The sequence below is a fragment of the Devosia nitrariae genome, assembly GCF_030160115.1.
GTDB lineage: Bacteria > Pseudomonadota > Alphaproteobacteria > Rhizobiales > Devosiaceae > Devosia > Devosia nitrariae.
Genome location: NZ_BSNS01000011.1, coordinates 621382 through 645625 on the forward strand (window position 1 = coordinate 621382; position 24244 = coordinate 645625).

The 24244-nt window shown below is 62.8% G+C and carries 22 protein-coding genes and 3 pseudogenes; 11 read left to right on the top strand and 14 right to left on the bottom strand.

The window, feature by feature from the left end; translation table 11 throughout:
* Positions 1–14 precede the first annotated feature (14 nt).
* Both QQK18_RS13480 and QQK18_RS13485 read right to left on the bottom strand, forming a co-directional pair.
* A complete protein-coding gene (locus QQK18_RS13480) occupies positions 15–251 on the bottom strand; it encodes a hypothetical protein (RefSeq protein WP_284340852.1) in 237 nt (78 codons plus the stop codon).
* Between the two features lie 114 nt (positions 252–365).
* The gene (locus QQK18_RS13485; protein WP_284340853.1) at positions 366–599 is read right to left on the bottom strand and encodes a hypothetical protein; all 234 of its coding nucleotides are present in this window, start codon (positions 597–599) and stop codon (positions 366–368) included.
* A 161-nt stretch (positions 600–760) separates the two neighbouring features.
* Here QQK18_RS13485 and QQK18_RS13490 point away from each other — a divergent pair, with 161 nt between their 5' ends.
* From QQK18_RS13490 to QQK18_RS13500, 3 genes are all read left to right on the top strand, one after another.
* Positions 761–1348 carry a CGNR zinc finger domain-containing protein gene (locus QQK18_RS13490; RefSeq protein ID WP_284340854.1) on the top strand — a complete coding sequence of 196 codons (588 nt, stop codon included), beginning with the start codon at positions 761–763 and terminating at the stop codon, positions 1346–1348.
* Between the two features lie 134 nt (positions 1349–1482).
* Positions 1483–2985: an IMP dehydrogenase gene (guaB, locus tag QQK18_RS13495; RefSeq protein ID WP_284340855.1), complete on the top strand. Its 1503-nt coding sequence runs from the start codon at positions 1483–1485 to the stop codon at positions 2983–2985.
* A 231-nt stretch (positions 2986–3216) separates the two neighbouring features.
* Positions 3217–4512 (top strand): RsmB/NOP family class I SAM-dependent RNA methyltransferase, encoded by a 1296-nt coding sequence (locus tag QQK18_RS13500; RefSeq protein ID WP_284340856.1) that lies wholly within the window; start codon positions 3217–3219, stop codon positions 4510–4512.
* 253 nt (positions 4513–4765) lie between these two features.
* Here the strand turns inward: QQK18_RS13500 and QQK18_RS13505 are convergent, their stop codons facing one another.
* Complete coding sequence (locus QQK18_RS13505) at positions 4766–5989, bottom strand: acyltransferase family protein (protein WP_284340857.1); 1224 nt, start codon at positions 5987–5989, stop codon at positions 4766–4768.
* Between the two features lie 80 nt (positions 5990–6069).
* On the bottom strand, positions 6070–6645 hold the full coding sequence (locus QQK18_RS13510) for a DUF1349 domain-containing protein (protein ID WP_284340858.1): 576 nt from the start codon (positions 6643–6645) through the stop codon (positions 6070–6072).
* A gap of 108 nt (positions 6646–6753) precedes the next feature.
* Here QQK18_RS13510 and guaA point away from each other — a divergent pair, with 108 nt between their 5' ends.
* From guaA to QQK18_RS13540, 6 genes and pseudogenes are all read left to right on the top strand, one after another.
* Positions 6754–8310, top strand: coding sequence for a glutamine-hydrolyzing GMP synthase (gene guaA / locus QQK18_RS13515; RefSeq protein ID WP_284340859.1), 1557 nt, complete (start codon positions 6754–6756; stop codon positions 8308–8310).
* Positions 8311–9040: 730 nt separating this feature from the next.
* On the top strand, positions 9041–9811 hold the full coding sequence (locus QQK18_RS13520) for an SDR family oxidoreductase (RefSeq protein ID WP_284340860.1): 771 nt from the start codon (positions 9041–9043) through the stop codon (positions 9809–9811).
* 111 nt (positions 9812–9922) lie between these two features.
* Positions 9923–10437: pseudogene (locus QQK18_RS13525) on the top strand (ester cyclase).
* Between the two features lie 137 nt (positions 10438–10574).
* Positions 10575–11663: a bifunctional DNA-binding transcriptional regulator/O6-methylguanine-DNA methyltransferase Ada gene (ada, locus tag QQK18_RS13530; protein ID WP_284341043.1), complete on the top strand. Its 1089-nt coding sequence runs from the start codon at positions 10575–10577 to the stop codon at positions 11661–11663.
* A 137-nt stretch (positions 11664–11800) separates the two neighbouring features.
* Positions 11801–12334, top strand: a complete 534-nt coding sequence (locus QQK18_RS13535; RefSeq protein WP_284340861.1) for a methylated-DNA--[protein]-cysteine S-methyltransferase — start codon at positions 11801–11803, stop codon at positions 12332–12334.
* 8 nt (positions 12335–12342) lie between these two features.
* A pseudogene (locus tag QQK18_RS13540) lies at positions 12343–13076 on the top strand (2OG-Fe(II) oxygenase).
* Between the two features lie 138 nt (positions 13077–13214).
* Here the strand turns inward: QQK18_RS13540 and QQK18_RS13545 are convergent.
* From QQK18_RS13545 to QQK18_RS13595, 10 genes and pseudogenes are all read right to left on the bottom strand, one after another.
* Positions 13215–13498, bottom strand: a pseudogene (locus QQK18_RS13545) (hypothetical protein).
* A gap of 105 nt (positions 13499–13603) precedes the next feature.
* Entirely contained in the window at positions 13604–14620 is a 1017-nt protein-coding gene (locus tag QQK18_RS13550) for a sensor histidine kinase (RefSeq protein ID WP_284340862.1), read from the bottom strand.
* 374 nt (positions 14621–14994) lie between these two features.
* Positions 14995–15585 carry a DedA family protein gene (locus QQK18_RS13555; protein WP_284340863.1) on the bottom strand — a complete coding sequence of 197 codons (591 nt, stop codon included), beginning with the start codon at positions 15583–15585 and terminating at the stop codon, positions 14995–14997.
* A 39-nt stretch (positions 15586–15624) separates the two neighbouring features.
* Complete coding sequence (locus tag QQK18_RS13560; protein WP_284340864.1) at positions 15625–16755, bottom strand: transporter substrate-binding domain-containing protein; 1131 nt, start codon at positions 16753–16755, stop codon at positions 15625–15627.
* Between the two features lie 232 nt (positions 16756–16987).
* Entirely contained in the window at positions 16988–17443 is a 456-nt protein-coding gene (locus QQK18_RS13565; protein WP_284340865.1) for a hypothetical protein, read from the bottom strand.
* Between the two features lie 697 nt (positions 17444–18140).
* Positions 18141–18983 (bottom strand): helix-turn-helix domain-containing protein, encoded by an 843-nt coding sequence (locus tag QQK18_RS13570; protein ID WP_284340866.1) that lies wholly within the window; start codon positions 18981–18983, stop codon positions 18141–18143.
* A 1010-nt stretch (positions 18984–19993) separates the two neighbouring features.
* The gene (locus QQK18_RS13575; RefSeq protein WP_284340867.1) at positions 19994–20389 is read right to left on the bottom strand and encodes a YybH family protein; all 396 of its coding nucleotides are present in this window, start codon (positions 20387–20389) and stop codon (positions 19994–19996) included.
* Positions 20390–20485: 96 nt separating this feature from the next.
* Positions 20486–20956, bottom strand: a complete 471-nt coding sequence (locus QQK18_RS13580) for an SRPBCC family protein (RefSeq protein ID WP_284340868.1) — start codon at positions 20954–20956, stop codon at positions 20486–20488.
* A complete protein-coding gene (locus tag QQK18_RS13585; protein ID WP_284340869.1) occupies positions 20943–21290 on the bottom strand; it encodes an ArsR/SmtB family transcription factor in 348 nt (115 codons plus the stop codon). Before QQK18_RS13585 ends, QQK18_RS13580 begins: the two co-directional genes overlap by 14 nt.
* A gap of 203 nt (positions 21291–21493) precedes the next feature.
* Entirely contained in the window at positions 21494–21835 is a 342-nt protein-coding gene (locus QQK18_RS13595; RefSeq protein WP_284340870.1) for a hypothetical protein, read from the bottom strand.
* On the opposite strand from QQK18_RS13595, the gene QQK18_RS13600 reads away from it, so the two are divergent.
* Together QQK18_RS13600 and QQK18_RS13605 are read left to right on the top strand one after the other, a co-directional pair.
* Positions 21834–23642, top strand: coding sequence for an SWIM zinc finger family protein (locus QQK18_RS13600; RefSeq protein WP_284340871.1), 1809 nt, complete (start codon positions 21834–21836; stop codon positions 23640–23642). The two genes, QQK18_RS13595 and QQK18_RS13600, sit on opposite strands and share 2 nt — an antisense overlap.
* A gap of 5 nt (positions 23643–23647) precedes the next feature.
* On the top strand, positions 23648–24229 hold the full coding sequence (locus tag QQK18_RS13605; protein WP_348523226.1) for a hypothetical protein: 582 nt from the start codon (positions 23648–23650) through the stop codon (positions 24227–24229).
* Positions 24230–24244 lie beyond the last annotated feature (15 nt).

The following is a 24244-nucleotide window of genomic DNA, read 5'->3' on the forward strand; positions in this document are numbered from 1 at the left end:
GTCGCTCGTCGCCATCACGACCGCAGCACAGTCTGCTCACGCACCTCCGGCGCTGCGTACCCTGCCACGACGATCAGGCTCGAAAACGACAGCGAGATGATGGCGACGGCAACGACCAGGCGCCGGACCAAGTCACCGGTATCGAAATCTGCCTGCTCAAGGAAATACTGCTCCTCGCTGCGCTTGCGAACGAACGCCTCCCGGTTGGCGAGGTGAACGACATAACTGGCCAGAAAAATCGAATGATCCATCCTACCCTCCGACAAATGACAGAGCCCGCCCGCCACGACCCACCGTGCGGATCTGCGCCCGAAACCTTGCGAGTTTCATCGCAGCGCCTGGTGAGGGCACTGGGACACCCGCCATCACGACGCCAAAACCGCCGTCTGGCTCGCGCCCATATCGGCACCCGACACCACCGCGAGTCCGCAGAACGACAGCGAAATGATCGCCACGGCAATGACGGCGCGCCGCAGAAGATCGCGGGTCTCGGAGTCGGTGTTGTCGAGCAGGTATTGTTCTTCGCCATGCATGCGGTCGCGGCGCGGGGGATCGGCAAGCGCGATGACGTAGCTGGCCAGAAACACGGAATAGTTCATTTCATCCTCCTATCAGGCGCAATGACTGCCTGCGCCGTGGCGGCGCTTGTTGCCCCGGTGGTTCCGTTCCGATTGGAGCGAAGCCTTGCCTATCCGATAACAACCACTATAATTGATTTAGGTGGTGTTGTAAACCGGCAAAACGAGTTTTGGAGGTTGTGGTGGCAAAGGACTTTGAACTGATCGGTGGCGCGTTGGCCCTCGATTTCGCCAATACCGCTGCCGGACGCGGGACGCCGGACTTCTTCGAACATCTGGAGGCGAGCCAGGACTTCGCCGACTGGCTCGAACAAGCCGGAGTGCTCGAGGGGAAGGCCGCCGATGGCGTGCGCAAGGCGCTCGCAGCGCACGGCCGGGACGGTCTCCTCGAGCGCGCTTTCGACCTGCGCGAGGCGATCTACCGGGTGGGCGCGCAGATTGCCGACGGACACGTGGTCGCCGAGGCCGACCTGGACACGATCCGCGACCGGGCCCGCGAGGCCATGGTTACCACCCCGCTCGCCTGGGACGGCAAGAAATACCGCCTCGATTTTGCCGCGGGCTCACCGGAAGCGGCGGCGCTGGGGCCTATCGCCTGGTCGGCACTCGAACTGCTCTCGGCCGGCGGGTTCGAGCGGCTCAAGCAATGCCCCAACCACGGTTGCGGGTGGCTCTTCTACGATCGCAGCAAGAACAACTCGCGCCGCTGGTGCGACATGGCCACCTGCGGCAATCAGAGCAAAGGCCGGAGATTTCGGGCTCGTCACTGACGAAGCATGCGGGCGCTATGCAAACCGTCATCGTGGTGCTATTGACCCTCGCCAACCTGAATGCGGGTGAGTCTTCCTCCCCGCTTCGATTCCAACATCTCTGGTTTCCTTGAGAAGGCAGGAAGGGTCTGGCCTTGGCGAAAATCATTACCTCCATCACCGGCGAAGCGGCGCTCACCTTCGACGACGTGCTGCTGCAGCCGGCGCGCTCGGATATCCTGCCGACGCAGACCGATATCTCGACCTATGTGACGCGCGACATCGCGCTGAACCTGCCGATCCTCTCCTCGGCCATGGACACAGTCACCGAAGCCGCCATGGCCATCGCCATGGCCCAGGCTGGCGGGCTTGGGGTGATCCACAAGAACTTCACCGCCGAGCAGCAGGCCGAGCAGGTGCGCCAGGTCAAGAGCTTCGAGAGCGGGATGGTGGTCAACCCCATCACCATCGGGCCCGACGCAACGCTTGCCGACGCACTGGCCCTGATGCAAATCAACCGGATCTCGGGCATTCCGGTGGTCGAGACCGGCGGCACGGGCGGACGCACTACGGGAAAGCTCATCGGCATCCTCACCAACCGCGACGTGCGCTTTGCCGATAATCCGCGCCAGCCGGTGCGCGAGCTGATGACCCGTGACGGTCTCATCACCGTGCGCGACGGTGTCTCCAAGGACGACGCCAAGCGCCTTCTCCACGCCAACCGCATCGAAAAGCTGCTGGTTGTCGACGATGGCGGCAACTGCGTGGGGCTCATCACCGTCAAGGACATCGAGAAGGCCCAGCTCAACCCCAACGCCGTCAAGGACGCCGAGGGGCGGCTGCGCGTGGCGGCGGCCTCGACGGTCGGCGATGCCGGCTTCGAGCGCTCGATGCAGTTGATCGAGGCCGGTGTCGATCTCCTCGTCATCGATACCGCCCACGGACACTCGGTGCGCGTCGCCGAAGCCGTCGAGCGGGTAAAGCGCGAGAGCAATTCCACGCGTATCGTTGCCGGCAATGTGGCGACCGCCGAAGCAACGCGCGCGCTGATCGAGGCGGGCGCGGATTCGGTCAAGGTCGGCATCGGGCCAGGTTCGATCTGCACCACGCGTGTGGTCGCCGGCGTCGGCGTGCCCCAGCTCGCCGCGGTCATGGCCTGCGCCGAGGAGGGGGCCAAACATGGCATTCCGGTCATCGCCGACGGCGGAATCAAATTCTCAGGAGATGCGGCTAAAGCCTTGGCGGGCGGTGCTTCCTGCGTGATGGTCGGCTCGCTGCTGGCCGGCACCGACGAGGCGCCCGGCGAGGTCTATCTCTACCAGGGGCGTTCCTACAAATCCTACCGCGGCATGGGCTCGGTCGGCGCCATGGGCTCGGGTTCGGCCGACCGTTATTTCCAGCAGGACGTGCGCGACCAGATGAAGCTGGTGCCCGAAGGCATCGAGGGCCAGGTGCCCTATAAGGGCCCGGTCGCTGCGGTGCTGCATCAGCTCGCCGGGGGCCTGCGGGCCTCCATGGGTTATACCGGTGCCCACAACCTGAGGGATTTCCGTGAGAACTCCACGTTCGTGCGGATTTCCGGCGCCGCGCTGAGCGAAAGCCACGTGCACGACGTCTCGATCACCCGCGAGGCGCCCAACTATCGCGGCGGGCGGTAGGACCGTTCTCGGCAAAAGTGGATGCCAATTTGCGGTTCGAAAGCGCGACCACAGACTTGGGTAGCTAGCGCGAGCGCATTCTCTCCACCGGGTCATTCCCGCGAAAGCGGGAACCTCTGTTGCCAGCGTGCGATATGAAACGGAGGTCCCCGCTTTCGCGGGGATGACTCTGTGAGGGGGCAGCATTCGTGCTCGCTCCACTGTGTCACTTGGAACCGTAGGAAGCCTACCATGCGCCTGCCCGGACGCCTTTCCGCCGCCATCGAGGTGTTGACCGAGGTCGACACGCGCCATCGTCCGGTTTCCGAGGCGCTGAAGACCTGGGGCATCGGCAACCGCTTCGCCGGGGCCAGCGATCGGGCGGCCATCGGCAACCTCGTCTACGACGCCCTGCGGCGGCGCGCCTCGCATGGCCATGTGATGGGGAGCGACGACCCGCGTGCACTGGTGCTGGCGGTGGCCATCCGCGATTGGGGCGAGGAGCCCGAGATGCTCAACGCTGCCTTTGCCGAGGACCGGCATGCGCCAGAACCCCTGACCAAGGACGAGATCGCAAGGCTCGAGCGCGGCGACGATTCACTAGCCTCAGCCGGTAACGCAACGCGAGCAGATGCGCCGGAATGGCTGGAGAGTGCACTTGAGCGTGCCTTTAGTAACGAATGGGTTACGCAATTGCGGGCGATGACAGGGCGCCCTTCGCTTGACCTGCGGGTCAACATGCTCAAGTCCGGCCGCGAACGGGTGATGAAATCCCTGAAGCGTTTCGAGCCTATGGAAACGGCGATCGCGCCCCATGGCCTGCGCATGCCGGCGGGCAGTCGCGATGCGCGCACGCCCAACGTCACCAGCGACGAGGGGTATCTCAAGGGCTGGTTCGAGGTGCAGGACGAGGGTAGCCAGATCGTCTCGGCCCTCGTTGATGCCACCGTCGGCGGACAGGTGCTGGACCTTTGCGCCGGAGCCGGCGGCAAGACGCTGGCCATGGCCGCAGCCATGGGCAACACCGGCCAGATCTTCGCCTATGACACCGACCGCACGCGTCTGGCGCCGATCTACGACCGCCTCAAGCGCAATGGCGTGCGCAACGTGCAGGTGCGCGCGCCGGGCGAGGGTGCGCTTGACGACCTTGCCGGCCGCATGGATCGAGTCCTGATCGACGCGCCCTGTACCGGCACCGGCACCTGGCGGCGGCGGCCGGACACCAAGTGGAAGCTGACCCCCGAACTCCTGGCCCAGCGCACCGCCGAGCAGGCCGCGCTGCTCGACGAGGCGGTGCGGTTGGTCAAGCCCGGCGGCACGCTGGTCTATATCACCTGCTCGATCCTGCCGCAGGAGAACGGCGACCAGATTGCAGCCTTCCGCATCCGCCACCCAGAATTCGCGGTGCGCGACGCGGCGACGCTGTGGGGCGCCCAGCTCTCGTTGCCGCTGGCGGCCGTCACTGATGCCGAGGGTGGGCTGATCCTGACGCCGCTGACGACCGGCACGGACGGATTCTATTTCTGCGCTTTGCAGCGTAAGTCATAGAAACAAAATAGATTTCCGAACGGAGGTGTTGAGTGGGCGCCGATGCTCCCATGCCCACCGGCTGTCATCCCGGCGAAGGCCGGGAGTCAGCCCCTGAACACATCACCAGGCACGGAAAGACCAGTAAGGGATGCCTTCCATGACTGGTTCATACACCTTGCGGCCACCGCTGTATCTCAGGCTGGATCCCAGCCCTGCGCTGGGATGACACCGTGGGGGTGAGGTATCGGGCGCAAGAGTGCACCTCCTCCCGCTACCCCGCCGCCGGCGACAGCGTCGGGGTCGATGGCCGCGGCTCGAGCCGGCGGGCCCAGGCCGTGACCGGCGCTTCGATATAGCGGAACGACAGTGCGGCGACGACGAAGGTGGTGGCGATCACCACCACGCTCGCCGAAGCGAAGGCGAGCGGCGTCCTCAGCGCTCCATAGTCGAGCTCGGGCATCCAGTAGACCCGCACGAGCTCGAGGATCAGCATGTGCCAGACATAGATGCCGAAGGAGATGCGGGCGACGTACCGCATTGGCGGATTGTCGAGAAGACGGCCGCCAAGCATGGACGAAGGTGCAGTTGCCAGCAGCGCGCCGACCAGAAGCTGAAACACCGGATAGGCATAAGGCACTTCGAAAACGCCCCATGCCTCATTGGTCCGCTCTTCAGCTTGCTGGAAGAGCAGCATTGCAATGCCGGCAAGCGCCGCCACCGCCAACAGGTCGAAGAGCCACGATCGGTAGCGCGCAAGCATCACCTGTGCGCCGCCCGCCAGCGCGCCGATGGCAAACATGGCGAAGAACCCGAAGGGGTTGAAGAGCGGCATCCACACCTTGGCGCCGCCCTGCAAGCCGTAGTCAAAGCCGCGACCGATCGCGGGCACAGGCACCAGCATTGCAAAAAGGCTGTGGAGGGCAAGCGCGGCCGCGATAACGCCGAGCCAGGCGACCCGCGAGAGCAGAGGCTTCGATTTGGACCTGAAGAGCGCGAACACGGCGGCAAAGCCAATGGGCAGCATCAGATAGGAGCTGACTTCGAAACCGATCGACCACAGGGGACCGTTGATCTCGACAGGAAAGAAGCTGGTCCAGTGCCAGTCGGAAACGAGGAACAGCCCGGCAAGGTACCGGGCGATCAGCCAGGCGTCGGGGCGAAGGCCGAAGACGGTGATCGAAACGAGGAACGAGACCGTTAGCGCCAGCCAGAAGCCGGGAAGGATCCGCGCGGCGCGGCGCAACGCGTAGGTCCCGAGATTGGGCATCGGCTCGCCCCGGTCGAGCGCCTGCCAGAACGGCCGGGCAAGCAGAAACCCCGAGAGCACGAAGAAAGTGCCGACGCCGAAGCCGCCGGTTGCAACGAAGAACCGGGCGAAATCGAAGACGCCCATATCGGCGCGCCAGTCCACACGCTGCGCCAGGTGGTGGAAGACGACGATGAGGCATGCCGAGGCCCGCACGCAATCGGCGCCGCGCAGACGGTTCTCAATCATGCCAGCCATTGCTCCTGGCTCGAGCGCCCGTCCGCAAGCTCGGGAACGCAGTCACGCCGGGATCGGTTCGCATCTGGGCCTCAGCCATGTAGCTCGCGCGCGATGGGCGGCTCGATCGAGAATCCGGAAAAGCGCACTTCGAGCCCGCCGCCCTGTGGCGAGCAGGCCATGGGGCCGACCTCGACCGCTTCGCCCATGCGCAGGTGGCAGAGCCGGGCGAGGCGCCAATCGGTCTCCGGCACGTGGTACTCGACACGCAGAGCCTCGCCATGGCGGGTGATGCGCACCTCGATGCCGGCAACCGCCGCCTCAGGCAGGGCAAGCACCGACCAGTCCGACCAGCCGTCGCGGGTGACGACGGCGCTGAAGTGCGCCTGGCCGTCGGTGAACTCGATGCCGGTCTTCATCCAATTGGCATTGTCGACCCGCACCATCAGGCCCGCCTGGTCGTAATGCGCCTGCCACTGCGCATGAAAGCGCACGCTGGCGGTGAAGTCTCCGGCGACCCGATGCGGCAGGAAATGGCCGTCGTGCCGCACGAAGCCGTAGAACGTTGCGTTCCAGAAGTCAGTCTCGCGTCCCGTCTTGAGCGTCAGGGTGTCGCCCTCGGCGTGCCATTCGGGCGGCTCGTTGAGCCAGGGCAGGGGCGTGAACATGGCGTCTCCTTCGCGTAGGCCTTTCAGTTCTTGCATGGCTGGTATTTTCTGCAAAGCCGCGCGCGCCGCCCGCTTGCGGAATCGAGGCAAGGCCGGTAAAGCCTCGCCATGACAGACCAGCCCCAATCCATCCTCATCGTCGACTTCGGCTCGCAGGTGACGCAGCTCATCGCCCGCCGCATCCGTGAGACGGGCGTCTATTGCGAAATCCACCCATTCCAGAGCGCCGCTTCCGCCGTTGCCGCGATGAACCCGGCCGGCATCGTGCTCTCCGGCGGCCCCGCTTCCGTCCTCGATGAGAACGCGCCGACCGTTGCCCCGGAAGTGCTCTCGGCAGGCGTGCCGATCCTCGGTATCTGCTACGGCCAGCAGGCACTATGCGTCGCGCTCGGCGGCCAGGTGGAGGCGGGACACCACCGCGAGTTCGGACGTGCCGAGGTCAAGGTGCAGAAGCTCTCGGCGCTCTACGAGGGCGTGTGGGACCTTGGCACCGAGCACCAGGTCTGGATGAGCCACGGCGACCGGGTGGTGGCCATCCCCGGGGGCTTCGAGGTCGTTGGTACATCGCAGGGTGCACCCTTCGCCATGATCGCCGACGAGAAGCGCCGGATCTGGGCCGTGCAGTTTCACCCCGAGGTGGTGCACACCCCCGACGGCGGCAGGCTTTATGCCAACTTCGTCCATAGGATCTGCGGGCTTTCGACCAACTGGACCATGGCCGCCTATCGCGAAAAGGCCATTGAAAAGATCCGGGCGGAGGTCGGCACCGACAAGGTGATCTGCGGACTCTCGGGTGGCGTTGATTCCTCGGTCGCGGCCGTCCTCATCCACGAGGCGATCGGCGACCAGCTGACCTGCATCTTCGTCGACCACGGCCTGTTGCGGCTCAACGAAGCCGAGGACGTGGTCGCCATGTTCCGGCAGCAGTACAACATTCCGCTCGTTCATGTTGATGCATCGGATAAATTCATCGGTGCCCTCGAGGGCGAAAGCGACCCCGAGGTCAAGCGCAAGACCATCGGCCGGCTGTTCATCGAAACCTTCGAGGAAGAGGCCAAGAAGATCGGCGGTGCCGAGTTCCTCGCCCAGGGCACGCTCTACCCCGACGTCATCGAGAGCGTCTCCTTCACCGGCGGCCCATCGGTCACCATCAAGAGCCATCACAATGTGGGTGGGCTTCCCGAACGCATGAACATGAAGCTCGTCGAGCCGTTGCGCGAGCTGTTCAAGGACGAGGTGCGCGCCCTAGGGCGCGAACTGGGCCTGCCCGAACATTTCGTCGGCCGCCATCCGTTTCCCGGCCCCGGCCTTGCGATCCGCTGCCCGGGCGGCCTCACCCGCGACAAGCTCGACATCCTGCGCAAGGCCGACGCCATCTATCTCGACGAAATCCGCAAGGCTGGCCTCTACGACACGATCTGGCAGGCCTTCGCCGTTCTCCTGCCGGTGCAGACCGTCGGCGTCATGGGCGATGGGCGCACCTACGAATTCGTCTGTGCGCTGCGGGCCGTCACCTCGGTCGACGGCATGACCGCCGACTTCTATCCCTACGACATGGCCTTCCTCGGCAAGACCGCCACCCGCATCATCAACGAGGTGCGGGGCATCAACCGCGTGGTCTACGACGTGACCAGCAAGCCGCCGGGCACGATCGAGTGGGAGTGAGGGAGCAAACGGCGGCGATAGCCTAGTTTCGGCGGCGGTTTTCGTTGACGTAAGGTTGCCATTCCTTCTGCTCCCGACTTCCGCTGAGCCGCATGATCTCTCCCTTTCGAAATTGACGCACCCGGTGTGTGCCCAATACCCGGATCAAGTAAAATTGCTTCGGAGGGTGAGAGATCTGTAGCGTAAGGTATCGTGCACATAGGCTAGTTTGCTAAACCGTTAACGCAAGCGGGGAGCGGGTAGCCGATGCATGGCGGCAGACGTACCGTTCCAGTGCGACGACGTTCGCAGGATCAGCGGGAGCCGCCTAAACCCGCCACGGTGTTCGCGCATTTCCCGATCATGTGGCGTCGAGGTGGTCGGAAGACCGGCAAGTGTCGACATTTTCGGACGAGAATCCGGCGGATGCGCTCGACTAGGCGCTGGCGGTGATCGCCGCCCACCAGGGAACACGCACCACCAATGTGGTCGCCAAGCAACTTGAATATCCACGCTGACGAGCCGCGCACTTTTTTGTCTGCATCCGCGTCAGGTTCTCCGGCATCGTTGGTCATGATTGCATGGACGGCTTATCGAGCAGGATAGGGCTTTCCAGGCAAGCTCGCAGCGCACTTCGAAGAATCCTGATGGCTGCCGGAGTAGTCATCGGATTGGAAAGCAACAAGCGGAGTGTCGCTGGACGTCTAAAGGGCCATCTCTATGGGACAGAACTGAGAACCCGGAGTCACTTATGAACGTGCTCAAAGACAAAATCGCGATCGTTACCGGAGCAAGCTCGGGTATCGGCTATGCGGCTGCGAAGTTGTTCGCACAGGAAGGCGCCAAAGTCGTCGTGGCGGGACGCCGCAAGCTGGAACTCGACGCGCTGGTCGGCGAAATCGAAAAGGCCGGCGGAAAAGCGATCGCCGTTGCGGGCGACGTGAAAGACGAGGCGCACGCGAAGGCTCTGGTTGACACAGCGATAAGTCAATTCGGCGGGCTCGACATCGCATTCAACAATGCCGGTTCGAGCGGTGAGATGGGGCCAGTGTCTGACCTGTCGGTCGCCGGATGGCACGATACGATCGACACCAACCTGACTAGCGCCTTTCTTGGTGCGAAATACCAGGTGCCGGCGATGATCGAGCGCGGTGGTGGTTCCATCGTGTTCACCTCGAGCTTTGTCGGTAACACCGTCGGCTTCCCAGGTACGGGCGCATATGCCGCCGCCAAGGCGGGGGTGGTGGGCTTAACGCGGGTGCTGGCTGCCGAATTCGGCGCCAAGGGCATCCGAGCAAACGCGATCCTTCCCGGCGGCACCGATACGCCGGCCAACCACGCCAACCTGCCAGGTGCTCCCGAAGGCACACGAGCGTTCATCGAGGGTCTCCACGCGCTCAAGCGTTTGGCGCTGCCGGAGGAGATTGCGCAATCTGCGCTCCACCTCGCGTCCAACGCATCGAGCTTCATCACAGGCGTTGCACTGCTGGTCGACGGGGGCGTGTCGATCAACCGGACCTAGACACGAAAACAGCGAATGTCTGGCGGGATTGCTCGAACACCAGGATCAGCGGCATGCCGCCACCCGAATGGTCTCCCGAAACAACGGCAGCACACAAAAAGGAATCTCATCATGTCGAAGGAAAAAGACAACAAGGACATCGTCGGCCGATGGTTCGACGGCTTCTGGGGCAACCCCTGGAATCCCGATATTATCGACGAGCTCACCGCTCCTAACATGCTCCTGCACTATTCACTGCATGAGCCCGCCGGGCCGTGACGAGATCAGGGCGTTCATGACCGACTTCCGCGAGGCGTTCCCGGATCTCAAGTTCGGTGGGGCGGCCGACCTTATCGCCGAGCGCGACTATGTGGTCGGTCGTTGAAGGCGGAGGAACGTTCGGGGACTTCCTGATCGGTTCGCTCCCCGCGAAATCGGGCCGAAGGATGCACTTCACGGGAACGACCGTGCTTCGCGTCTTAAACGGCAAGATCGTCGAGGAAATCGGCTTGGATGACGGCAAGGTCGCGCCCTGTTTGCCGCGCTGCCCGAAGCGGGGCTCGCGACCTGGCACGAACGGCGCGCAAACAGGAGCAAACTGCGTGGGAAAGGCGGCGAAGTCTGGCTGCTCGACGAATCCGGCGTGACGCGACTGCGCGAGTATATGCCGCCCTCGTCATTCACCTCGGGAAGCCCTATCTCGATTCGAAAGCAAGAGCCGGAGTGCGGTCACCGTCAAGGCGCATCATCCTGGCCGCCGAATAAAATTGGGAAAGTTTTGACCATGAACACGCTAGCGAAAGAACGATCGATATCGGCGGCCGCTGCCACGGAACAGAGCCCGCGATGGGCGCGGGTTCTCGCGCGCGATCGGTCGATGGACGGACAGTTTTACTACTCCGTCGCCACCACTGGAATCTATTGCCGCCCATCATGTCCGTCGCGGACCGCCAACCCGAAAAACGTGAGCTTCCACGAAAGCGTTGCCGATGCAGAGGCTGCAGGCTTCAGAGCCTGCAAGCGCTGCAAGCCCGACCAGCCTTCGGCCGAGCTCCAAAACGCCGCGATCGTCGCGCGTGTCTGCCGGCTGATCGAGCAGGCCGAAGAGATTCCACCGCTCAATGAACTTGCCAAGACTGTCGGCCTTAGCCCCGGCTATTTCCACCGCATGTTCAAGTCGATCACCGGCGTGACACCCAAGGGTTATGCCGCGGCCCATCGGGCCGGCAAGGTTCGCGACGAACTCAAGCGGAGCGACACCGTGACTTCCGCGATCTACGACGCCGGATTCAATTCCTCCGGTCGCTTTTATGAAAATTCGGACGAGATGCTTGGCATGACCCCGACCGACTATCGCGCCGGCGGCGCCAATGCAGAAATCCGCTTTGCAGTCGGCGAATGTTCGCTAGGCTCGATCCTAGTGGCGAAGAGCGAGAAGGGGGTCTGCGCAATCCTGTTGGGTGACGATCCGGACATGCTGGTTCGCGATTTGCAGGACCGCTTTCCGCGGGCACGCCTGACGGGTGGCAATGCCGAGTTCGAGAATCTGGTGGCACGCGTCGTCGGCCTCATTGAGGCCCCACGGCTCGGCCTCGATCTTCCCCTCGACGTCCGTGGCACGGCGTTCCAACAGCGCGTCTGGGCGGCCTTGCGCGAGATCCCCGCGGGCACGACGGCAACCTATGCCGACATCGCGAGAAAGATCGGCGCGCCCACATCGGTGCGCGCTGTGGCTGGAGCCTGCGCGGCAAATGCGCTGGCCGTCGCGATCCCTTGCCACCGGGTGGTAAAGAGCGACGGCGCGCTCTCCGGCTATCGCTGGGGTGTCGAGCGCAAGCGGGCTCTGATCGATCGCGAGGCCGCGGCCGCCTGAGCGCATCACCGTCACGGCGCGCCTTGTAGGCAATCGCAATAGCTCAACCCTTTATTCAATTCGAAAGCAAGGGCCGGAGTGCCGGTCTCTCGGCGCGATGCGAAAGTGCATCCTGACAATGGATAGAGGACATCGTCATGAACGCCACAATCGACATCCGCGAGGCCGCCGCAGAGGAAATCCGTTTTGCTTTCGCGACGTTCTCGCTGGGCACCGTGCTGGTTGCGGCAAGCGACACGGGCGTCGCAGCCATCCTGATGGGTGACGGCCGCCCAGCGCTCACCCGCGAGCTGACGAGCGCCTTCCCGGATGCGCGCGCCGTCGTTGACGAGACAGGACTGGAACACACGACCGCAAAAGTCGTCGACTTCCTCGAAGCGCCGCACAGGGGGTTAGATCTGCTCCTGGACATTCGCGGCAATGGGCTGGAGCAGGCTGTCTGGCAGGCGCTACGCGACATACCGTCGGGCGAAACCATCACCTATGGCCAGATCGCCAAGGCGTTGCCGCTGCCCGCCACCGCCCAGGAGGTTGGCGCGGCCTGTGCCGCCAATGTGCTTGCGGTCGCCATCCCCTGCCACCGAGTGGTCAAGGCAGACGGCTCGCTTTCAGGCTATCGCTGGGGCGTGCAGCGCAAGCGCAAGCTGATCAACCGGGAGGCCTTGATATAAGCACCGCAATGAAGAGCACTGCAAGACAACAACCCGAAGAGGCGAAGAGCCGCAGAGTGGCGATCGACTGGTCGGCGGTGTCCGCCGACCTCGATGCTCAGGGCTGGGCGGTCATGCCGACGCTGCTTACCGCGGACAATTGCAACGCCGTGGCCGGCCGATATGACCAGGATCAGGGTTTCCGCAGTCATGTCGTGATGGCACGGCACGGCTTCGGCCGCGGCGAGTACAAATATTTGCCTATCCGCTGCCGCCGCTGGTCGAGGAGCTGCGCATGAACGTCTATCCGCATCTCGCGCCGATCGCCAATCGTTGGCACGAAGCGATGGGGATCGATGTACGCTTTCCAGACGACCACGCCGCTTTCATCGCGCGCTGCCACGCAGCCGGACAAACCCGACCCACGCCGCTGCTGCTCCAGTACGGCGAAGGCGATTACAACGCGCTTCACCAGGATCTCTATGGCGAGCACGTCTTCCCCTTGCAGATCGCGGTCCTGCTCAGCCAGCCGGGAGAGGATTTCGAAGGCGGCGAGTTCGTGCTGACCGAGCAGCGCCCGCGCATGCAGTCGCGCGCTATGGTGGTTCCGCTCAAGCAAGGCGACGCTGTGGTGTTCGCGGTCGACAGCCGCCCAGTGCAGGGCACGCGCGGTTTCTATCGCGTAAAGCTTCTCCATGGCGTGAGCAAGCTGCGCTCGGGTCATCGCCACACGCTCGGAATCATCTTCCATGACGCCGCCTGAGGACATGAACCTTGCCGATCGAGCTGACGCGGTCTCTCGGCAGACGGGCCGGTTGATAAGGGAGCGGGGGTGCTCGGCGGTTCGGCGTGTCGATCGACCGCGCTGCTCGACGAACTCGCGGTAGTCCGCCGACAGTTTTCAGCGTGACCTGATTTTGCTCTGGTATCGAAGCAGGCGGGCCATTGCGTCTGGGATTGTGTGGTCATCGTAGGGTTGTGAAAAGAACTTGCTCCCGATGGGCAGACTGTTCTCTTCGAGAATTGTGGCGCCGGATGCGACAATCAGGTTCACAGGCGGCCATCGGCTCCTGATGTAATGAGATAGCTTAATGCCATCCATCGCCCCGGCATCTGAACATCCGTGAAAACCAGAATGATCGTGCTGTCTTCGAGAACCAGTACGACCGGTTTGCCGTTATTCATCGTTTACTCGGGTGAGAGGGTCGGGAGCGCGGGCTGCGATGGAATAGCGCTTCGGAAACGATTGGGTTCCTATGCGGCCTTAGAAGCGCCGGTCCCGGATCCGGCTCATTCCCGGTGGCGGATCGTCACAGCTGTGCCGGGGCCCGCATCGCTCAGCTGAATTTCGCCCTCAAGATTCTTTACGAGTGCCTCCACAATGCCGGTCCCCAGACCCGCCTTTGGTGCATCGTTTCCCGCAGGCATACCGATGCCGTTGTCCGTAACCGAGAGGGTCCAGTCCTTACACGACGATCGGTAGTCGATCTCGATCTTGCCCGTTCGCTCATCGGGAAAGGCGTGCTTGAGGGCGTTGATTACAAGCTCGGTCATGATCAGCCCCAAGCTTACCGATACGTCCGCTTCAACGGCACTGTTGTCGACTGTCACCTGTATCGAGAGTCGATCAGGGTCAGCGATCATCGACGCCCCGAGGCTTTGGGAGAGTTGTGTCAAATAGGTACGGAGTTCAACGTCACCGCCGGTGGACGTCGAGAGTTGCCGCTGCAGTGCTGCGATCGACATGACCCGGTTATGAGCGTTGTGGAGGTGCCCGCGCGCTTCGTCCGACTGAACCCGACGCGCGCTCTGCATGAGAACGCTGGCAATGATCTGGAGACTGTTTGCCACCCGATGTTGAACCTCCTGCAGCAGGATCGCTTTGTCGCGAACCAGATCATCTTTCAGTCGGGCCTCGGCGCGCATATCGGTCACGTCCGTTACCGCCACAAGTAGACGAATATGCTCCTTGTCTCCGTCATCAAGCGTGCGCGCATTGACGACCAGCTGCCGAGCTTCCTGGTTTGGCCGCTCGAGGTCGATCTCGTAGGCTTCGATACGAGCGCTTCCCGAAGCCGTAGCATTCAGCAGCGACGCAAGCTTGGGCATCGCCCATTCGCCGTTTCCAAGTGCGCTCAAACTCCTCCCGGAAATTGTCGCGGGATCGATCTCGAATGCCCGACAAAACGATGCGCTCGCCGCAATGACCTTCTGGTCCTCGGATAAGAACAGCAGTGGTTCGTTGGAGGATACAACCACGGCAAGAGTGCTCGCCGCTTCAAAATGCACAGTCGGGGTCTTTAACATGAATGGCCTCAAGGGCCGAAAACTCACGGAGCGAGTCATCACTCGGCAACGACGTCCACCAGCCAGGACGGCAGGTCAGACGCGTACACTCTACCATGCCTGCAATGGACCGACACCATGCTAAATATCACAGCGCTGATAGTCCGCTTCGGCCCCCCGCAGCAGTCAGTCGGCAATGCGCCCCCATATCGGCCGTCGAAGTGACGTGGGCTACTACCTCGGGACGTCGCCCACGACCCGGGTGATTTGGGGACCGTCCTTCGAGATATAGGCGCATTGTTGCGGCGCAGCAATCGCCCGGTGCGGGCAACGCCCTTGTGGTTCCACAAGCGCGCAGCAGCCTCTTGCGGGTCTTCCGCGCCGCGGGCAGCAGTCTACGGGCTCCTTGGGCGTTGATGCCGCCGGAGCCTGTGCATCAGATAGAAGCCGGCCATAACAACGAAAACGCCGATGCCAACGGCAACCAGGAGACGCTCGTGCCTGGCAAGTTCGGAGCCGATGATCTGTTCGGCGGCCGTGCCGAAGACATACCCGATCCCCATGAAGATACCGGACCACGCAAGGCTGGAGAGGGCATTGAGAGCCAGGAATTTCGGCGTCCTGATCCCCGCCAGCCCCGCCGCGACTCCGCCGATCATCCGTAGCCCGTAGACATAGCGATTGAGCAGCACGTAGAGCGTTGGATGGGCGCGCACCATCCGCTGCGCGTAGGAAAATGCAGGCTTGCGCTCGAACCTGCGCACGAGGGGGCCCGCCGCGGAATACTTTCCGGCAAAAAAGAAGACCGCGTCACCGCAGAACGCCCCCGCATAGACCGTGACGAAAATCTTCCACGGCACGAGAACGTCCTGATGCGCGAAGAAGCCCCCGAGAATAGCCGCGCTCTCTCCTTCGAGGAGGCAGCCCACGAAGATGGCGAGGAGCCCGTATTGCTCTATGAGCGAATGGATGAAATCCGAAGGCACGCCTGGTACCAATCCGTCAGGGGTTGCACCGGAAAAAGCTCACTGAGTGCCGAAATATCGTTGCTTCATGTCCTCGAGGACGCCGGCCTCCTGCAGGGCGAGTATCTCCAGCGTCACGGCGTGGGCTAATTCGCTGTCGTGCGGAAAGGCAAATCCATATTTGTCGGGATGGAAGATGTTGCCGACGACGTCGACGCGCTCGTGGGCATTGGTGTGGGCATAGTGCTCCAGGATTGGCGCGTCGGCGATGATGGCGTCGACTTCTCCCGCCTCGAGAGCCTCGACCGAGGCCTCGATGCTCGGGTAGGAGCGGGACGGAAGTCCAAGGTCGCGTACGTATTCCTCGGCTACGGTGCCGGTGAAGACCGCTGTGGTCCTGCCGGGAAGATCGGCAAGGGAATGGATGTCGCCAGTCAATGAAACCGCGGTCATCACGCTCGTGACGGAAGAGGTGATATAGGCGATGACGGCCACGCCGATGACGAGCCAAAGGGACTGCCAGATGCGCCCCACCCAGCCGAACAGGTTCTTGCGTGACGCACGCCCCGACGTTGCGATCGACATCACGTGGTGAAAGCTCTCGGCCAGTCCCTCACGCCAGCGCTTTGGGAACTCGGGATCGAACTTGCGATCGAAGAGGGCCAAGCCCACGGTCGCCACGAGAATGACCAGGGCAAGCCAGGCATAGGCGCGCAGATGTCCGGCGCTCTCCAGTCCCGAGAATACGTCCCAGAATCCCCCTGAACCCTCAGTGTGCACCATAATCCTCAAGCCCCCATCGTACCAGGGTTGAGTGAAGGCCACGGCCTCCGCCCGGTCCCGCGTGATCGTCAGGTTGGTAACGGCGGCGTCCAGAGTGCCGGCGGATATGTTTTGGAGGACCTCCCTGGCCGTCTCGTATTCCTGGTATTCGAATGTCACGCCGATGCGCCGGGCAACTTCCGTCCACAGCTCGACCGCCATGCCCGAATAGGTGTCCTCGCCGATCCTCGCTACGAAAGGCGGACTGACATAGACCCCCACCTGCAAGGGAGGCGAGACCGCTGTCTCCTGGGAGCTGGCCTGTTCGACAACGCAAAGGCTGATCGCAAGCACGATCAACGTGATGACGAGGCCAAGACCTCTCAGACTGCAGCGCCACTGGCCCTGCGGGTAGAAAATTTCCAGCATGCCACCCTCAATAGCCTTCTTCCTTGCTCAATGCCGGTCTCAGCAGAGCCGACACGGCCATTCTGCGATCTGGAGAACGACGGGAAGCAGCGCCCCTATCGTCGAAGCCGCCTCGCTCGTGAGCCTGCTCGTCTCCCTCAAGCGGGCACGACCGGTGTCTTCAGCTTGAAACCGATCGCGCGATCGCGTGCGAGCTTGCGCGCGCGATCGCTATTCATCGCCGATTCCTATGCTACTCGTCGTCGTCGGTGGCGGCCATATCCGCAAAACAGGTTGCCAGATCCGCCGGTGCCCCCAGGTCTTCGGCCCAGGCGGTGATTTCCGGCCGTTCGGACGCCGACGCCATTCCGCCCCAGACGTCCTGGAACTGCATTTCCCCCTCCACCTCCTCGAAAAACATGTAGCCGGGATCGGAAACCGGCGTCTGCACATAGGCCACGCTCCAGGTGCCGCTCCTGAGGACTGTCATGACCTCGACCTCTTCCGGCGTGACTTCCCCTTCAAACACCGCTGCGGCCGGCGCCGCATAATCTTGCGCGAGTTCGTCGGTCAGCGTCTGCTCAATACTCTCACACGCATCCTGCGCCTCGGCGGCAGCGGAAGAGGAAATCAGGAGGCAAATTGCGGCGGCAGCGAGAAAGACGGGTCTCGACATGGTCGACGCTCGCAGATCGAATTGACCCATCATGGTTCTATCTCCCATTTGTTGAAATCACTTTGTCGGCGGCCGAAAACCGCCGCCGCTGTACTTTCATTTCACGCGGAGCCGGGCCCTGTGGGACCCGGCGTTACCGCGACAATGTCCACGGTCACGTGACGCCGCTCCGGCCGGACCGGCTTACTGGCGTGCGAGCGAAAGCAGTTGGCATCCTGCCTTAAGGACGTCCTGTCGGCTTAAAATCGCGCGCTCAGCGCCCTTCAGGCGCGTAGCTGCAGTCTGGATGACGCGCCCCGTCCGAGCACATCGGCCAGGTCTCCGGATTGTCGGGGTCGTCCACCAGGCAACCCACACCATGGCAGCCATCTTCATATGCTGTGCTGCTCGCGCACGCTGCCAGCGCAAGAACAATCAAAATGCCAGCGATAGACTTCGGGATAATCACGGGAGCACCTCTTTGACCTGTCCGCCTGGACGATCACCGTTATGGAAGGACGATCGCCATGAGCTCAGCCTAGTGAGAAATTTCGTGGTGCATGAGCTAATTGTGCGCGTTGAGCGCTGTTTCTGGTTGCTTTGTGCCAATCTGGTCAGTTGCTGATAATCACCGACGCTGGAACCGCTCGGCCGCCATCATTCGCCCGAGCCTGGTCGTGCCAAAGGTGAAGACGGGGAGACGATGCTGAGGCCGCGACCTGCGGGTCGCGCGCAGGCGTCGCGCTCGGCCTTACCGCCGTTTTCGAAGATCTGTCGGCGTGCAGTGCCAGGCGCGCCTCATCAATGTCGTCATATGGCTGTTGCTCGAAAAACCGGCCATTTTCGCGATTTGGCTCAGGGGTCGATCGGTGCTTGTGATCAGGTTGCGCGCATGGGCGAGGCGGGCTGAAATCACGTACTGGTGCGCAGATTGCCCGCTCGTTTGCTTGAAAGCGCGGGCGAAGTGACTGGGGGACAGGCGGGCAACGCGTGCCAGCCGTTTCAAGGTCAGGGAATCCGACAAATTGCCATTTATGAAATCGTCCACTCGCCGCCAGATGGCTGGCGGAAGGCCACCGCTGTGTCGGATCGATCGGTTCTGTACCGAGGGATGGTTCGTCACCAGGTGCGCGGCGAAAACCGTGATGAGTGCGTCAACGCATTCGTTCCAACTCAGACCCTTGTTTTCGACCTCGCTTCGGATCCAGCGCGCGAGTCGATGGGCCTTGCTATCGACCAGTGCGAGCTTTGGCGGATGGAGTTCGAACGTTTCCCTGTTGAATTCAACCCCCACGAGCCGTTCCAACCTCTTGGAATCGACGGCCAACAGCAGGTTCTGCTTTTCTACATTCCATGGGGCATGGAGTTCAGCGTGCGCCGGAATAATCTCGAGCGATCCGGCGGGGGCCATGCCTGACGTGGCGCTCTCGCCCTCGAGCGCGGTCTCCCTGTCCGGTTGGGGCGCAAACATGACGAGCGCCATGGGCGCGGGCGCAGCAAACCGAATGGAGTTGGTTTGTTTCGGCGCGCGGGCGAGTGCGCCTCCATCAGGCTCGAATTTCGGCACCCGTTTTTCGGGTATATCGTTCAGCATCTAGTCACTCCCTCGAACCATCCTGAGACAACCGGGATCGGGTCTTGGGCTGTCATCAGAGGCGGCAAACTCTGCCGTGCCTCGCGAAGACACTTCGCGTCATCTTCACGTGCATGTGTGGGGTGTCCGGGCACGATTTCGCTTGGCGCCCGAGGCGAAGCAGGGTGCTTCCGCGGAGAGACTACTGTCTGACTGATGCTGTTCCCGGAATACCGCGCAGGGCGCAGAACAAGCGATCAGCTACTCCTGTAATCCCAAGAGGTTAGCACCGCTGCGCGCCATGCTTCAAGATCGATCTGGATAAACGCAGCGAGGGAGCTGGCTTGGCACGAGTTGCTCGAACGGTTTGCATCCGACGGCATGTCCTTACCCAGCGATCAGCACATCATGGTGTCCGATCGGCGTGGTCAGCCGCGCGAGTGCGCCCCTGATATTGCCGGCTATCCGACCCAATGCGCTCTCTGTTCAAAGCTCTGCGGCCACCGCCGGTTGCACGCCGTTCCCACCGCTGCCACCACCCGGCTCCGGTTGCGGCTCTTGCCCGGCGCCATTCCAACGCCGCGCAGCAGGACCATTGCGAGGATCGCTGCAGCCAGAGCAACGGCAGCGCAAATGATGACCGCTGTCTCGAACGCCTGGCCGAATGCTTCGCGAGCGGTGCCGAGCAGCGCGCACCGGTCATTTCCGGCAGTTGCTGGGCCACGGCCAAGGCGCCTCCGAGTGTGTCCCGTGCGGCGTCTGCGGCCTGATGAGGCACGCCGGGCGGGACGGCGCTGGCCATTGCGCTCCGGTAAATGGCGGTGACGATGCTACCCAGGATGGCGATGCCGAGGGCGCCACCCAGCTCGGAACTGGTCTCCGCGATCGCCGACGCGGCGCCCGCTCGCTCTGGCGGCGCCGTTCCGACAATCGGGTCTGTCGCCAAGGTGAATACCGGCGCAAGCCCCAGAGAGAAGAGGACGTACCCGCTCACCAGCTCCGCCAGACCATTGGGGCCGGCGACCTGGAGCTCATGATTTCAATGGAAACGAGTGGTGCTCGTGCGCAACGGCCCATCGGCCGTTCAGCTTACGCAGACCAACAGTGAGACGGAGGCGGTTGTCAGGATCATTCCTGAATTCTTCGTCGGTCCCGCAACGCAGCAGCGCGTGCGCGAACGCGACATCGCTCCCGGCGGTCACTTCGAGCGAGACGATCTCAAATACGGCGCCCTGTTTCTGATATTCGAAGAAGGGCGGCCATGTTTCGCGGTAGGCAGCCATGCCCCGCACTTCGTTTGGCGGTGGCACATCGAACATCACGATGTCGTCGGTGTGATCGGCAAGGACACTGTCCATGTCGCAGGCGTGCACCGCCTTCGCCCAACGCTCAATCAGTGCGCGGATTTCAGCTTCCTCAGTGCTCACTGTTCGTCCCCCTCTTGTTCGCCAAGCCGTCGTACGCGTTGAGTGGTATCCAGGAGAACTTGGCCGGCTGGGCTGTCGTCGCGTCTTGTGCGGGGGTCACGCGGCCCCAGCGTTCGCCATGTGCTCGTCGAGTTTGCGGAAGCACTCGTTCCAGCCTTCGGTATTGTTGTCCCGCCGGGCAGGCGTCTCGAAGCCCTTCTGGTTGAACGTCATCTCCGTCTTCGCGCCCGCTTCAGAAAAACTGACGGTAATTAGTGTTTTGTGGCCGACGTTTCCATCTCCATCTTCCTGCGTGAGACTAAAAGTCAGCCGTTCTGGCTCAACGACTTCGTAAAATTCTCCGTATTCTATGTAATCTCCGCCAAAGTCGTAGCTGTATTCAACCCGCCACTTACCTCCCGGCTGGGCATCTACTTCACAGAATGAGACTGTGCAGTTGTCGGGCGCGAACCACGTCCTGACGTCGACAGCATCGACCCAATTCCGAAAAACGAGCTCTCGAGGAGCATCGAAAATATGGACGATGGTAATTTCATAAGGACCGCCCCCTTTGTCATTCCCTGTCACCGGTACGCCCTTCCATCTGCAGCTTGGCGAGCCGCTCGTCCAGTTGCTGGAAGCGGCTGATCCAGAGCCGCCGATAGCCTTGAAGCCACATATCAACGTCCACCAGCGGCTCTGCCCGAATTCGGCTGGGCCGTCGCTGAGCATCGCGACCCCGCGTCACAAGACCCGCCGCCTCGAGGACACCGATGTGTTTGGAGACAGCGCGCGTCGTCATCTGAAACGGCTCGGCGAGTTCGGCGACCGAAGCCTCGCCTTCCAGGAGGCGCGCCAGGATGGCGCGCCTGGTTGGATCGGAGAGCGCAGCGAAAGTTGCGCTGAGCTGATCGAGAGCCACTATGGAACCTCTTGGTTGCGGAACCACTTGGTTCTGTAGTAAGTTCGCGGCCACCTGTCAAGAGATGGGTGGTGATGCCCGCGAGGACGCCTGATAGCAGCCACGGCCACGGCGCATGACCTCGTCGTCGTCACACGAAGTGTCCGTGACTTCGAGGATCTGGGCGTGCCCGCCCTCAACCCATTCGAGGCGAGCGTCTGAGGTCAAAGCCGCCGTCGCGGCGAATAGGGACTATCCGGATTGACGTCGAGATCGACGTCCTCGACGCAGTGTTGCGAGCTCCGGTGGCTTGAATCCGCCCGCCACAAACCGTCATGGAGCTCGACGTCCATGACCTCGTTCAGGTGGAAGCACCGCCATTCACCCTCCGGTGGCAGCCGCTGGCTGCTTTTGCCGCCGACCTGGAAAACCAGCGCCTTTTCCTCTCCCTTGGTGTGGCCCAGAATTATGGGGCACACCACACGCGGATGCTCGCGATAGGTGCAATGAACCTGCTTGCGCTCCTTCATGGCTTGGGCGAAGAGGTTATAGTTCGCGCTCGACATGGGTCCTGCCTTCCTGTTGCACTCTGCAGACTCGAATGCCGCCTGCCGGAGCGAAAGACATCGACGAGCTGGGGAACGATGCAGAAGGAACGCCGCTGACAACCAACCTACTGCTCCAACTGGTGATATGACGTCAAAAGATAATCCCCGATTTGATCTCTACACAATCGAAGCCCTTGCCGGCGATCGCGTGTTCGCGCGCGGGGAAGCATACTTCCGTAGTGGAGCTGTGGACATTCAGGGCATTGAACCAGGTCGGGTGCTGGCACGTGTCGTTGGCACCGACGACTACCGGATCGTGATGACAGGCCAGGGAACGGCGGTTGGTGGGGAGTGCTCCTGTCCGGCGTTTGAGCGCGAGGGGTTCTGCAAGCACATGGTGGCGGTGGCGTTGGCGGCGAATGCTGCCGCCGGCTGCGAGGACGGCTCGGGCGGGGTCCTGGCCCGGGTTCGGGACTATCTGCGAACCAAGGATATAGAGGCCTTGGTCGAGATGGTCATGGACATGGCCGAGCGCGATCCGGGCATGTTCGGCAGGTTGGAGATCGCCGCCGTGGCGGCTGGCGCCGACGACAAGACATTTGAATCGCAGATGCGGGTGGCAGTTCGTGATGCGACCCGTACGCGTGGATTCGTCGATTACGCGCGGGCGCCGGCGTGGGCGGCCGGCGTCACCGCCGCGCTGGACTTGCTTGCCGAAACGGCGTCGGGCCCGCGTGCGCCGCTGGTCACGGAACTGGCTGACTATGCGATCTCCCGGATCGAGCGCGCCATAGAGGACATCGACGACTCCGACGGTTATTGCCTCGCACTGCTCGCCCACGCGCAACGCGTTCATCTTGACGCGTGCCGGACCGCCAGGCCCGATCCGGTGGAACTCGCACGCGATCTCTACTCGCGCGAGACGCAGAGTGACTACGACACCTTCCGCGACGCGGTGGTGGAGTATGCGGACATTCTGGGCGAAGAGGGGCTTGCCGAATATCGCCGGCTTGCGGAGGAGGCCTGGGAAGAACTGCCGGCGCGGATTGGCCCGCGCCGCGGGCAGGACGATCGATATGGCGATCTCCAGGTGGCGTCGATCCTCGATTTCTTCGCCGAGCGCGACGGGGATGTGGACCAGCGCATTGCCCTGCGCGCCAAGAACCTGTCGTCGCAAGGGGCCTACCTTCAACTTGTCGAATTCTGTCTCGCGCACGGCCGGGAGAAGGCGGCCCTGCGTCGCGCCGAGGAGGGGCTGTGGCTTTTCGAGGACGAACGGCCCGACGAGCGGCTGGTGCTGTTCACAGCCGATCTGCTGCTGAAGTCAGGCAGAAGCGCGGAGGCTGAGGCGCATCTCTGGCGTGCCTTCGAGAAGCAGCCGACCCTCAGCCTTTATGGCCGGCTGCGCGCACTCGGCGGTGAGCCGGCGGCGCAGCGGGCCATAGGTCATTTGCAGCAGAAGCTTGAAGGCGCTCCGTCCTCAGCCCCGTGGTCTTTCCCTGCCGATCTTCTCATCACGATCATGATGGAAGAAGAAATGATCGAGGCTGCCTGGGATGTCGTGCGCGACCGTGGAGCATCGCGGAGCGTAAAGGAAGCCCTTGCCCGGGCGAGCGAGACGACACATGCGGATCGGGCGATCGCCGTCTATGAGGAACGGGTCGAGGAACTGGCGGCAGTTGGCGGCACCCCCGGCTACCAAGAGGCGGCCGCGCTGGTTACCCGTATGGGCGCCCTGCGGGGGGAGGCCGAGCAGAGGGCGTATCTGGCCGAACTCAAAGAGCGTCACCGACGCAAACGGAATTTGATGAAGCTCTTGGGATAGAGCCGATGCGACGCACTGAGATCGAAGCCCAGAACGATTACTTGCTGAGGCGCCAGCGGGAGTTCCGTGCGGCCGCCGATGTCGTGACGGACGCCTTCATGGGCTTCGAGGAGATCGAGGCGGTGGCCGTGATCGGCTCCGTTGCCCGGGCACTGTGGCAGGAGATTCCGCGCTTTCCCGAATTTCGCAGGGCCCGGATCGAGGTGTGGCACGAGTGCAAGGATCTCGATCTTGCCGTATGGCTTTCCTCACAGCACCGATTGGGCGAACTGCGCCGCGCTCGCAATCGGGCGCTGCAGGCCGCCTTTCACGCCGGCACCGGCCTGAGCGTGGTCGGGCATCAGGTGGACGTTTTTCTCGTTGAGCCGGTGACCGACCGCTATCTCGGCCGGCTGTGCGATTTCAGCACGTGTCCCAAAGGCAAGCGAGATTGCGCCGTGCCCGGGTGCGGCGCCATTGCGTTCAACAAAACGATTCCGGCCTTCAGGCCGTTTGCGGATCTTCTGGCTCCAGCCGCCCATGCGACACTCTATCGGCGCGGACAGGGCAGGCTCATGTCCGCTCTGGATTTGCCTGCGGCAGTCTGATGCTCAACTATCGCG

Excerpts from the sequence above, each read along its gene's own strand:
- QQK18_RS13480 (WP_284340852.1), bottom strand. The coding sequence starts at position 251 with ATGGATCATTCGATTTTTCTGGCCAGTTATGTCGTTCACCTCGCCAAC.
- QQK18_RS13485 (WP_284340853.1), bottom strand. The coding sequence starts at position 599 with ATGAACTATTCCGTGTTTCTGGCCAGCTACGTCATCGCGCTTGCCGAT.
- QQK18_RS13500 (WP_284340856.1), top strand. The coding sequence starts at position 3,217 with ATGCGCCTGCCCGGACGCCTTTCCGCCGCCATCGAGGTGTTGACCGAG.
- QQK18_RS13505 (WP_284340857.1), bottom strand. The coding sequence starts at position 5,989 with ATGATTGAGAACCGTCTGCGCGGCGCCGATTGCGTGCGGGCCTCGGCA.
- QQK18_RS13510 (WP_284340858.1), bottom strand. The coding sequence starts at position 6,645 with ATGTTCACGCCCCTGCCCTGGCTCAACGAGCCGCCCGAATGGCACGCC.
- guaA (WP_284340859.1), top strand. The coding sequence starts at position 6,754 with ATGACAGACCAGCCCCAATCCATCCTCATCGTCGACTTCGGCTCGCAG.
- QQK18_RS13520 (WP_284340860.1), top strand. The coding sequence starts at position 9,041 with ATGAACGTGCTCAAAGACAAAATCGCGATCGTTACCGGAGCAAGCTCG.
- ada (WP_284341043.1), top strand. The coding sequence starts at position 10,575 with ATGAACACGCTAGCGAAAGAACGATCGATATCGGCGGCCGCTGCCACG.
- QQK18_RS13535 (WP_284340861.1), top strand. The coding sequence starts at position 11,801 with ATGAACGCCACAATCGACATCCGCGAGGCCGCCGCAGAGGAAATCCGT.
- QQK18_RS13550 (WP_284340862.1), bottom strand. The coding sequence starts at position 14,620 with ATGTTAAAGACCCCGACTGTGCATTTTGAAGCGGCGAGCACTCTTGCC.
- QQK18_RS13560 (WP_284340864.1), bottom strand. The coding sequence starts at position 16,755 with ATGCTGGAAATTTTCTACCCGCAGGGCCAGTGGCGCTGCAGTCTGAGA.
- QQK18_RS13565 (WP_284340865.1), bottom strand. The coding sequence starts at position 17,443 with ATGATGGGTCAATTCGATCTGCGAGCGTCGACCATGTCGAGACCCGTC.
- QQK18_RS13570 (WP_284340866.1), bottom strand. The coding sequence starts at position 18,983 with ATGCTGAACGATATACCCGAAAAACGGGTGCCGAAATTCGAGCCTGAT.
- QQK18_RS13600 (WP_284340871.1), top strand. The coding sequence starts at position 21,834 with ATGGGTCCTGCCTTCCTGTTGCACTCTGCAGACTCGAATGCCGCCTGC.
- QQK18_RS13595 (WP_284340870.1), bottom strand. The coding sequence starts at position 21,835 with ATGTCGAGCGCGAACTATAACCTCTTCGCCCAAGCCATGAAGGAGCGC.
- QQK18_RS13605 (WP_348523226.1), top strand. The coding sequence starts at position 23,648 with ATGCGACGCACTGAGATCGAAGCCCAGAACGATTACTTGCTGAGGCGC.